General features: G+C 59.5%; 8 protein-coding genes. 6 read left to right on the top strand and 2 right to left on the bottom strand.

Features of this window, described 5'->3' with window-relative positions; genetic code table 11:
- Positions 1-11: 11 nt before the first annotated feature.
- Genes ACYQ54_RS24960 through ACYQ54_RS24970 form a run of 3 tightly spaced genes read left to right on the top strand, consistent with a single transcriptional unit; the run spans position 12 to position 2,255 of the window.
- Positions 12-257, top strand: a complete 246-nt coding sequence (locus ACYQ54_RS24960; protein ID WP_460087326.1) for an acyl carrier protein — start codon at positions 12-14, stop codon at positions 255-257.
- Positions 258-261: 4 nt separating this feature from the next.
- A complete protein-coding gene (locus tag ACYQ54_RS24965) occupies positions 262-1,488 on the top strand; it encodes a beta-ketoacyl synthase N-terminal-like domain-containing protein (RefSeq protein ID WP_460087327.1) in 1,227 nt (408 codons plus the stop codon).
- The gene (locus tag ACYQ54_RS24970) at positions 1,485-2,255 is read left to right on the top strand and encodes an enoyl-CoA hydratase/isomerase (protein ID WP_460087328.1); all 771 of its coding nucleotides are present in this window, start codon (positions 1,485-1,487) and stop codon (positions 2,253-2,255) included. Before ACYQ54_RS24965 ends, ACYQ54_RS24970 begins: the two co-directional genes overlap by 4 nt.
- Here ACYQ54_RS24970 and asnB read toward each other — a convergent pair.
- Positions 2,219-4,216 (bottom strand): asparagine synthase (glutamine-hydrolyzing), encoded by a 1,998-nt coding sequence (gene asnB / locus ACYQ54_RS24975; protein ID WP_460087329.1) that lies wholly within the window; start codon positions 4,214-4,216, stop codon positions 2,219-2,221. The two genes, ACYQ54_RS24970 and asnB, sit on opposite strands and share 37 nt — an antisense overlap.
- 21 nt (positions 4,217-4,237) lie before the next feature.
- Positions 4,238-4,486 carry a hypothetical protein gene (locus tag ACYQ54_RS24980; RefSeq protein WP_460087330.1) on the bottom strand — a complete coding sequence of 83 codons (249 nt, stop codon included), beginning with the start codon at positions 4,484-4,486 and terminating at the stop codon, positions 4,238-4,240.
- Positions 4,487-4,941: 455 nt separating this feature from the next.
- On the opposite strand from ACYQ54_RS24980, the gene ACYQ54_RS24985 reads away from it, so the two are divergent.
- Genes ACYQ54_RS24985 through fabD form a run of 3 tightly spaced genes read left to right on the top strand, consistent with a single transcriptional unit; the run spans position 4,942 to position 10,561 of the window.
- Positions 4,942-6,576, top strand: coding sequence for a cyclic peptide export ABC transporter (locus ACYQ54_RS24985; protein ID WP_460087331.1), 1,635 nt, complete (start codon positions 4,942-4,944; stop codon positions 6,574-6,576).
- A 2-nt stretch (positions 6,577-6,578) separates the two neighbouring features.
- Positions 6,579-8,228 carry an ATP-binding cassette domain-containing protein gene (locus tag ACYQ54_RS24990; protein ID WP_460087332.1) on the top strand — a complete coding sequence of 550 codons (1,650 nt, stop codon included), beginning with the start codon at positions 6,579-6,581 and terminating at the stop codon, positions 8,226-8,228.
- Positions 8,225-10,561: an ACP S-malonyltransferase gene (fabD, locus tag ACYQ54_RS24995; protein ID WP_460087333.1), complete on the top strand. Its 2,337-nt coding sequence runs from the start codon at positions 8,225-8,227 to the stop codon at positions 10,559-10,561. The genes ACYQ54_RS24990 and fabD overlap by 4 nt, the downstream gene beginning before the upstream one ends.
- Positions 10,562-10,571 lie beyond the last annotated feature (10 nt).

Genomic DNA, 10,571 nt, shown 5'->3' on the forward strand with positions numbered 1-10,571 from the left:
AGGGGGGGCCTTTGGACAGCAAGCAAATCGCGGACATAGTCATCGCGGAGATACGTGAAACCGTGCCTGAACTGGCGGATCAGCCCATCACCCCCGAGGATTCGATGGCGGAACTTGGTGTCGATTCCATCGAACGTAGCGAGGTTATCCTGTCGACCATGGAAAAACTCGGCCTGAAGATCCCGATGGTCCAGCTGCATGGTCCCAAGAACATCGGGGAACTTGCCGAGTTGCTGTTCAACAAGAGCGCTGGATGACCCTGTGACCGTCGCAGTAACCGGAATTGGCGTTGCCTGTGGCCTTGGCCACGGCAAGACGGCATTTCGGAAAGGACTGTACGAAGCGCCCGACATCTTTTCCCGCCTGACGCGCCAAGGGCGCGGGCCAGCGGAAGGTGAACCGCCTTTCATCGGTGTGGAAATGCCGGAACCTCCCGAGGTATTGGCACCGCGCCTTGCCAGGACAGCGTCCTTCAGCGGCCGTGTTGCGCTGTCCGTCCTGCAGGAAGCCTGGCAGGACGGGGGACTGGACGACATTGATCCTCAGCGGATCGGGCTTGTCGTCGGCGGCAGCAACCTGATGTCCCGGGAACAGGCGTTGGCGGCACAGGACTATTCGGCAAGGCTTGCCTATGTGCCTCCGCGCCATGCACACATGTTCCTCGATACGGACATCTGCGGCTTATGTGCGTCCACCTTCGAGATCCGCGGGTTTGCCTATTCACTCGGTGCTGCGTCCGCAAGCGGCGCCGTGGCGCTCATTCAGGCCAGAGAGGCAATCCGGTCGGGCCGTGTCGATGTCTGCATCGCCCTAGGAGCCCTGCAGGATCTGTCAGCCTACGATCTCCACGCCATGCGCTCGCTGGGGGCAATGGGATCCATGCGCTTTGCCGAGCGCCCTGGGCAGGCTTGCCGGCCCATGGATGCCGCGCGGGACGGGTTCATTTATGGCGAAGCCTGTGCGGCCCTGGTGCTCTGCCGTCAGGATCTGGCTGCAGCGGGTAAACCCTATGGGAGAATTGCCGGTGCCGGTCTTGCTGTCGATGGCGCGCGAGGGCCAGAACCCAATTCGGCAGGGCAGGTCCGTGCAGCCATGACGGCGCTGGCCGAAGCTGGCATGAGTGCGTCCGATATCGATTATGTAAATGGTCACGCAACCGGCACGCCCGCAGGCGATGACGCCGAATGCGAAACCTACCGGACCCTCGGGCTGGAGGAGGCCCGGATCAATGCGACCAAATCCATTCTGGGGCATGGATTGAGCGCCGCAGGAGCCATCGAAACCGCGGCGGTGTTCATCCAGATGAGGGAAGGTCTGTTGCACCCGACGCGCAATCTTGAAAAGCCTCTGGATAGCCGGTTCAACTGGGTCGGTTCGGAGCCCGCTGTCCATGACATACGGCGCGCATTGAAACTCTCCTTCGGTTTCGGTGGCATGGATGCTGCGCTGGTGCTCGAAGCTCCCGATACCGGAGGACACGCGTCATGACGTATGACACTCTCAACGTGACCTTTCGCGACGGTCTATGCCGGATCGCTTTCAATCGTCCTCAGGTCGGCAATGCAATCAATGGCCGGATGATCGAGGAAATCTCGCACCTGCTGGAGATTTGCTCTGCCGACACGGGCCCGGACGGCAGGCCTGTGACGGTGATCGTGATCGAGGGAGGCGAGGACATCTTTTGTGCCGGCGGGGATTTCGAGGCAATTTCCGAAAACGGAACGGCCGGAGATCCTGCCCCTCTCTACGATATCTGGCTGAAGCTGGCCGGGGGGGCTTTCGTGACGATCAGCCTGGTCAAGGGGCGTGCCAATGCCGGCGGGATCGGTTTCGTTGCCGCGTCAGATATCGTGATTGCGCAGAAGAGTGCGAGCTTCGGTCTATCCGAACTGCTTTTCGGTATCTACCCGGCCTGTGTCCTGCCGTTTTTGATCAGGCGCATGGGGCGCCGGGGCGCGCATTATATGACACTGATGACCAAACCGGTTTCTGCTGCCGAAGCCCTGTCGTCGGGTCTGGTCGATGTCCTGGCGGAGGACGGCGAGACAGCCCTGCGCCAGCACCTGGCACGTCTTCGGCATCTGACGCGGCCTGCTCTTGCCCGGTACAAGTCCTATCTTGCCGGTTGCAGCGGAGATCCGGTTCAGGACAGACAGCAAGCGCTTGACGCCAACCGGACCATGTTTTCAGATCCCGGTATTCTTGCCGGCATTCGCCGTTATGTCACCGAACTCAAATTTCCCTGGGAGACATGAGTGGCGGCAGACTGCGCCAGATCCACAACCTTCTCCAGGGGCGGAAGGTTTGCTTCCGGCAACTCCTCTCGTCTGACGAACGTGCGGTTGAGCAGGCTGATTGACAAGAGATACAGGAAGGACTGGTTTTCCTTCGTGCTGATCTCCCCGGCCGGTTTGGTCAGGACCTTGTTTGCAAGCCGCTGAGCAAATTTCACGTTGAGGAACGGCAGCTTCGAAAGCTCGGCCTCGCTCAGGACGAGGTCAAGATAATCGGGCCGTCTTGCGGCAAAGGCGGCCGCATCCGGGGCGCGGTAAGGGAACTTGCGTTTGTCGACGATCCGGTCCGGCAACCGGTCGCGGAACGCTTCGCGCAGGAGCCGCTTTTCCGAAAAGCCGTCATCGAATTTCAGATTGACGGACGTGGCCAGGGCAAACACATCCGGGTCAAGGAACGGGCACCGGTTTTCAACACCGTGGGCGAGGCTCATTCGCTCCCCCTGCGTCGACAGGAGATAGCCCGACAGAAGCGTCTTGTATTCAAGCCATTGGGCCTTTTCGACCGGCGACAGATCCGCAAAGCCGGGCTGCGCTGCAACGAGCGTTGAAATTGCTTCAAACGGGTCGCCGGCGTCCTTCAGGAGGCGAGCGGAAAACAGGCCGTTCTGGAACCTCAGCTCATGAGAAAACAGGCCGGGCATCTTTTCCTGCGAGAATTGCTGGTAAAGACCGGTCATGGCGGCGATGTGCTCGGGACCGTAATGCGCCAGATGTGGATAGAACAGTTTCAGCCGCGCCCGGCGGGCGTCATCGGTATGGTCATCCCAGCTGCCGCGCAGAAGCGTTTCCTTGAAGAGATCATAACCGAGGAAGGCCTCATCCGCGCCTTCCCCGCTGAGAATGACCTTGATCCCTTCTTCCTTCGTTCGCCTTGAAAGAATGTACATGGGCACGAAGGCACTTCTGAAGGCCGGGATCTCGGCATGGAAGACTGCGTCCGGTGTGTTGTCCGCAATGTCGGCATAGGTAATGCGTTGCGCATGGTGATGGGTGCCGAGATGACTGGAAACCAGCTGCTGGTCTTCCGACTCGTCGAATTCCGCGTCTTCGAACTCCACCGAAAAGGTTGACACGGGCCTCGTCGTGAAGTCCTTCGCAAGCGTAGCCACGATGGCGGAATCGACGCCGCCACTTAAATAGACGCCTACCTCGACATCGCTGCGCAACCGGAGTTCGACACTCCGGGTCAGGCGTTCCCGGATCAGTTCCAGAGCCTCTTCTTCGGAAGTGACATCCGGTCCTTCATCGAACCTGAGATCCGCGTAGGTCTTTGTCGTCAGCTCGCCATTGCGGAATGAAAGCCACTGTCCCATCGGCAGGTTTTTTATGCCGTGGAAGCCCGATTGATCGGGAAGTGGCGTCCACTGGCCCAGGATCGCGGCGAGTTGTGCCGGATCCTGTTCGAAGGAGAAACCCGGCACGGCCAGAAACGCTTTCATCTCCGACCCGAACAGCAGGGATTCGCCCCGCTGAGCGTAGAACATGGGTCGCTTTCCGAAGCGGTCACGCGCAAGAAAGACCTCGCGGTTCCTGGAATCGTAAACAGCGAAGGCAAAGCCGCCGTTGAACCTGCGCAGGCAATCCGGCCCCCAGGTAATCCAGGCATTGAGAACGACTTCGGTATCGCATCGGGTCGTGAACCGGCAGCCCCTGGCTTCCAGTTCCGTTTTAAGTTCCCGGTAGTTGTAGATCTCGCCGTTGTAACAGAGCCAGTAGCGGCCAGTGGGATCGCCGAACGGCTGGGCTCCGGATGCAGGATCCAGGATCGCCAGACGGACGGTGCCCATGGCAAAGCCGTTGTCGACCACATAACCGGCTCCGTCGGGCCCACGATGTCCGATGAGAGCGAGCATCGTGCGAATGTCGCCGCCAAGCGTTTCTGCACGAAGATCCGGGTTCAGTATGCCAGCGATACCGCACATGAGGTTACTGCCCGCCCTGGATCAGCTGTTGGTCCGATCTGCGACTTTCTGCGCGACCGTTTGCTGGATTTGGGTCAAGCTGACCATCACGCCGCCAGTCATTTCCTGTTCGCTGAACTTGATGGCAAACTCCTGCTCCAGGAAGCGGACAAGCTGGATATAGCCGAAGGAATCCATCACGCCTTCCTTGAAGAGATCCGAGGTCTCGGGGAAACTTTCATCGAACTCAATCAGAAATTGCTCTTCAATAAAATTGCGAATTTTCTGCATGGTGTCCGAACGCTCTGAATGGGGCCGCCGAAGTCGAGCCGGTGACTGTTTTTATGTGTCCTTGGCCGGTCCGAAAGATAAGCCACGTTAGCCAATAGGAGGCCGAAGGGACAGTCCCCAAAGTTGGTATTTTGCATGCTTGCACCAAAAACCTGCTGGATAACTGACTTCGGGGCACTCTATGCCGGGTTCCCTGCACAAAAAATCTGTTGCGTCGCAGGAAGTCCTTGGTTTTCCCGGGAAGTTTTTTGAATATTCATGTGCAAGCGATTGTTGCAATGCTTGCGCCAGTCATGTCCGACGAATAGCATGAAGCCCAAAGGAAGGGCTCTCACGCCGATCGTGACCTCGTTTCAGAGGTCGGGATCATTTGCGGAAAAGACCCCGCAGGAACGACGTCAGGCGATCCGGTGTCACCGGATTAGGGGAGCTGAATTCACGATGGCAGGTTCGGCATGAATATACTCCGCCTGCTCCGTGAAGGACCGCCCGCAAGCCGTCGGCTGATTTTTGTTATGGCCACCCTGACAGGGGTGGGAAATGCCGGTCTGGTCGGCCTCGTCAACGAGGCTGCCGAACAGTCGCTGCTCGGCATGAAGGTCGAGCCTCAGCTCCTCATCGTCTATGTCCTGACACTGTCGATATTCCTGCTGTCCAACCGGTCCGCATTGCATCAGGCCAACCGGTTTGTGCAGTCGCGGCTGGAGGCGACGCGCAGACGGATCGTCAGCAAGATCAGAAAGGCGGATCTGAGAACGCTCGAACGGCTCGGGCAGGGCGATATCTATGTGACTGTCGCCCAGGAAACCGATCACCTGTCGCAGACCCTGCCGTTGCTGATCGGGGCCGCCCAGAGCGCACTGCTGGTCCTGTTCCTGTTTCTCTACATCGCGACGCTGTCCCTCATTTCCTTCCTGGTGATTTCGGTTTTCACCTATCTCGGTGTCCGTTTCTTCCTGTCGCGGCAAAGGGCTTTGACGGCCTCGCTGGTAGATGTTCACTACCGGGAAGCCGAGATGCTGGACAGTCTCATGCATTTCACGCTCGGCTTTCAGGAAATCCGCCTGAATGCGAACAAGAACGATGCGCTGTTCGCGCATTTTTCCGATGTGACCGGCCGGCTTCGCGATGTCGTGATCCGGCTGGGCGGAAAGTGGGTCACCCTGCTTCAGTTCAGCAATGCATTCATCTTTCTGCTGGTCGGTGTCGTTGTGTTCATCCTGCCAGCCTTCTTCTCCGGCTATACGGACACGATCTACAAGATAACCGCCGCGTCCGTCTTCGCGCTCGGGCCAACCGCCGCAATCCTGTCGGTCTTGCGTCTCGTGGGACGGGCGGAAGCCGGACTGGGTCATGTCTACGCGTTGGAAAAACGGCTCGAGGACGGCGCGCCGCACCCCGTCGGTCCGTCACCGCGCGAGAGTTCACCGTTCAAGAGCTTTTCCAAACTTCAGCTCGCCGATGTAACTTTCCGGTATCTGGATGCCGACGGCAACATCACCTTCGAAGCCGGGCCTCTGAACCTGACACTGGACCGGGGGGAAACGGTGTTCCTGACGGGGGGCAACGGCGCGGGAAAATCAACCGCCCTCAATCTGCTCTGCAGTCTCTACAAGCCTTCATCAGGGCAGATCCTGTGCGACGGGTTGGAAATCGAGGACGAAAACCGGCAGCAGTACCGGGAGATCTTTTCCTGCATCTTCACGGACTTTCACCTGTTCGACCGTCTGTACGGCATCGAGGATGCGGAGCCGGAAGAAGTCATTCGTCTGATCAAGCGGATGGAGCTGGACGACAAGGTCGGGTTCGAGAACGGTCGCTTCACGACAAGCGATCTTTCGACGGGGCAGCGCAAGCGCCTGGCAATGATCGTTGCGTTGCTCGAAGATCGCGAAATCTATGTTTTTGACGAATGGGCTGCAGACCAGGACGCCCATTTCCGCGAAGTGTTCTACAAAGAGATGCTTCCGGATTTCAAGGCACGCGGAAAGACGGTCGTGGCTGTGAGCCACGACGACCACTACTGGGATTGCTGCGACCGGCGCTTGTTCCTGGATCTCGGCGCGATCCTCGCGGAAGGGGAGAGATAGGGATGGCCCTGATCGACTTCCTGAAAGGTGCGGACCCGCAGCAACTGCGTCGGATGTGGCTTCTGACCCTTGTGGCCGGTTGTGCCAATGCGGCGTTGATCGTGGTCGTCACCAATGTTGCGGCAACGGTCGCCGGGGCGGGCAGCCCGGGGCCGCTTGCCTGGGCGGCTTTTTTCGGGGCTTTCGGCGTCTACTACCTGGCCAATCAGTTTGCCCTTATCCGCTCCATGACGATCATCGAGGATCTGCTCAACCGGATCCGTCTGGATATCGCGGACAAGCTGCGCAAATCGGAGCTGCTGGTCGTCGACAAGCTGGACCGGGGGCGTCTCTACAATCTGGTGGCCAAGGAAACCAACCATCTGTCGGTCACCTTTCCGCTGATAGTCGACGCGGTTCAGCAAATCACGCTGCTCATGGTCGCTCTTCTCTACCTTCTCTATCTGTCGCCAGCTGCATTTCTCGTTTTTCTGGCGACCGTTGGTGCCGGTGTCATGGGCTACAAGATCATCGACGGCCGTTACCGTGAAATTCTGCGTCTCGTTGAGCGTATGCAGGCGAAGATGCTCGATGCCATTCTCGACATCATTCATGGCAGCAAGGAACTGCGCATGAACGCGCAGCGCAGCGAAGCCGTCGCCGCAGCCTACCGGAAAAAGTCGATGATCCTTGAGCGCCTGCTGGTGCGATCGGTCGAGCACTGGGTATCCCTGATCATGCTCGGCAGCGTGACGATGTTCGCCATGCTGGGCGTCGTCGTCTTTGCCTTTCCCGACTACGTCGCAGGCCACAAGGCGACCATATTCCAGCTGGTTCCGGTTCTCCTGTTCTGCATGGGAACCCTCGGCAAGACGGTTGCCCAGTCGCCCATGTTCATGCGGGCGGAAGTCGGTCTGCAATCGATTCTGGCTATCGACCGGGAATTGTCGGCAGGCTCTTCAACGACGCCGGACGAGGCCCGCAACTATGTCCGGTCCTACCTCGATTTCTCGACCATTTCGTTCAACGGTGTCCGTTTCAGCTACAATGCCGGCGACCCGGAGGCCTATGTGGTCGGTCCGCTCAATCTTTCGGTCCGCCGCGGCGAGGTGATCTTTCTTGTCGGTGGCAACGGCAGTGGTAAATCGACCGCCCTTCGCATGATGACCGGCCTTTTTCCGGTCCAGTCGGGTTGGATTGGCGTCGACGAAGCGCCGGTTGCCGGCAAGCTGATCGCCGGGTACCGGGAGCTGATTTCATCTGTCTTTGTCGACTTTCACCTGTTTGACCGGCTCTACGGGCTGGAGGACATCGATCCCGTCCGGGTGAACCGGCTGGTTGCCGAAATGGGGCTGGCCGACAAGGTGAGTTTCGCGGACGGGCATTTCGACCGGATCCACCTGTCGACCGGCCAGCGCAAGCGCCTTGCACTCGTTGCAGCCCTGCTGGAAGACCGCCCTATCTGTGTTTTTGATGAATGGTCGGCCGAACAGGATGTCCATTTCCGTGACTACTTCTACAACGTGCTCATTCCCAGGCTCCGGGACGAAGGCAAAACGGTCATTGCGACCACCCATGACGAAAAGTACTGGAAAGTTGCCGACCGAGTGGTCAAGCTGGACCTGGGGAAAATCGAGTGGGTGAAAAACGGGGCCGAGTTGGAGGCGGAATGAAGGTCTGCATGTTCCCCGGGCAAGGCGCTCAGCGTCTTGGAATGGGCCTTGACGTGTTTGCCCGGTTCAAGGACCGGGTCGAAGAGACGGACGATATTCTCGGCTACAGCATTGCCGGGCTCTGTCAGGACGGGCCGATCGAAAAACTGAGCCAGACCGAATACACCCAGCCGGCGCTCTATGTCGTCAACAGCCTCCGGTATATGAGCCATCTTGAAGAGACCGGAGAAAGGCCTGACTTTCTGCTTGGTCACAGCGTTTCGGAATATGTCGCCCTTTTCGCCGCCGGTGTTCTGGACTTTGCCGACGGATTGCGGCTGGTCGCCAGGCGCGGGGCCCTGATGTCCCGGGCCGAGGGAGGTGGCATGGCTGCCGTCCTGGGGCTGGAGGCGGCTGCCGTCGAAGAGTTGCTGCGCGGTGAGGGCGTCACCGACATTTTTCCGGCGAACTTCAACACGCCCAAACAGATCGTGGTGTCGGGGCGCCGGCAGGCCGTTGTCGATGCCGAGGAGCTGTTCTTGAAAGCAGGGGCCTCGCATTACAAGGTACTGCCGGTCAGCGGCGCATTCCACACCCCCTTCATGGAGGACGCCCGGTCGCAATTCGCCGAATTCGTTGCCGGCGTTGCCTTTGCGCCGCAGCAGGCAACGGTGATTTCCAATGTCACGGCCCGGCCTCATGTCGATGCGGACATTCGTGCTCGCATGATCGAGCAGATCACCGCGCCGGTCCGCTGGAGCGAGAGCCTTCGCTATCTGCTGGCGAAGGGAGTTGCATTCGCAGACACGGTCGAAATCGGACCGGACGGACCGCCCGTTGTCCGGCCGATGTTCAAGAGAACGGAACTGGAAGCCGGGCCGCTCGGAGAGGCCGAACTTGCAGCCGGTCTGCCCGCTGTTGCGCAAGCCAAGTCCGACAAGTCAGAAGAACGCCACGTTGAGAGCCCCGAGCCGGAGCCGATCAAGCTGAACGGTGCGCGGCAAGGATTTAACCGGGTTTCCATGGAAACGCTCGGCTCCCGTGCCTTCTGCGACGTGTTCGGCGTGCGCTATCCTTATGTGAGCGGGGCCATGTATCGTGGTATCGCATCCAGCGACATCGTGATCCGCATGGCGAAGGCCGGCCTGCTCGGCTTCTTCGGAGCCGCCGGGCTGCCGGCTGAAGAGGTCAGGAGGGAAATCCGGAAGATCCACTCGTCCATCCCTTCAGGCGCCGCCTTCGGCATCAACTTTATCGCTCATCTCAACCGCCCACATCTCGAAGATGCGTTGACCGATGTCCTGCTCGAGGAAGGCGTCCGGATCGTCGAAGCGTCGGCGTTCATGGAGGTGACCCAGGCGCTGGTTCGCTATCGGGCGAAGGGATTGCGGCGGGATGGTGGAAAGATCCGGTCGGAAAACAAGGTCATTGCAAAGGTTTCTCGTCCGGATGTTGCCGCGCAGTTTCTCGCGCCGGCTCCACGGCAGATGGTTGAAAAACTTCAGCAGCTCGGATCCATAACGCCGGAGGAGGCCGAGCTTCTGAAGCTGGTGCCAATGGCGGATGCGATCTGCGTCGAGGCCGATTCCGGAGGCCACACGGACCAGGGCATGTCCTTCGCGTTGATCCCTCCGATCCTCAAGCTCCGCGACGCGGCGCAGCGGGAGTTCTGCGCCTTTGGCCCCCTGTTCGTCGGGGCCGGGGGAGGCATAGGCACGCCCGAGGCAGCGGCCGCCATGCTTGTGCTTGGTGCGGATTTTCTCCTGACAGGCTCGATAAACCAGTGCACGGTCGAAGCGGGCACAAGCGACGCGGTCAAGGACATGCTGGAAGGCATCAATGTCTACGATACCGCCTACGCGCCCTCCGGCGAAATGTTCGAGCTTGGCTCCAAGATCCAGGTTCTGAAGAAGGGCGTGTTCTTTCCGGCCCGTTCGGAAAAGCTCGTTGCTGTTTATCGGCAACATGATGGGCTGGAGGCCATTGACGCCAAAGTGCGCGCGCAGATCGAGGAACGGTATTTCGGCCGGAGCTTCGACGCGGTCTTTGACGAAGTCGCACAGGCCTACCCCGAGGCCGAGATCGAACGTGCCCGGCGCATGCCCAAGCATCGCATGGCTCTCGTCTTCAAGCGCTATTACCGGGATACGACCGACTGGGCGCTAAAAGGAGACATGACGCGCAAGGTGGATTTTCAAGTGCATTGCGGGCCGGCCCAGGGGGCCTTCAATCAATGGGTCGAGGGTACGGAGCTGCAGTCCTGGCGCAACCGTCACGTCGATGTCATTGGTCTACGCCTTCTTGAAGAAACGGCGGCGCTGCTGAGCCGCCGGCTTTCGGATCTGATGGGTTAGGGGGCTGGCT

It is taken from the genome of Roseibium sp. LAB1, assembly GCF_054658235.1.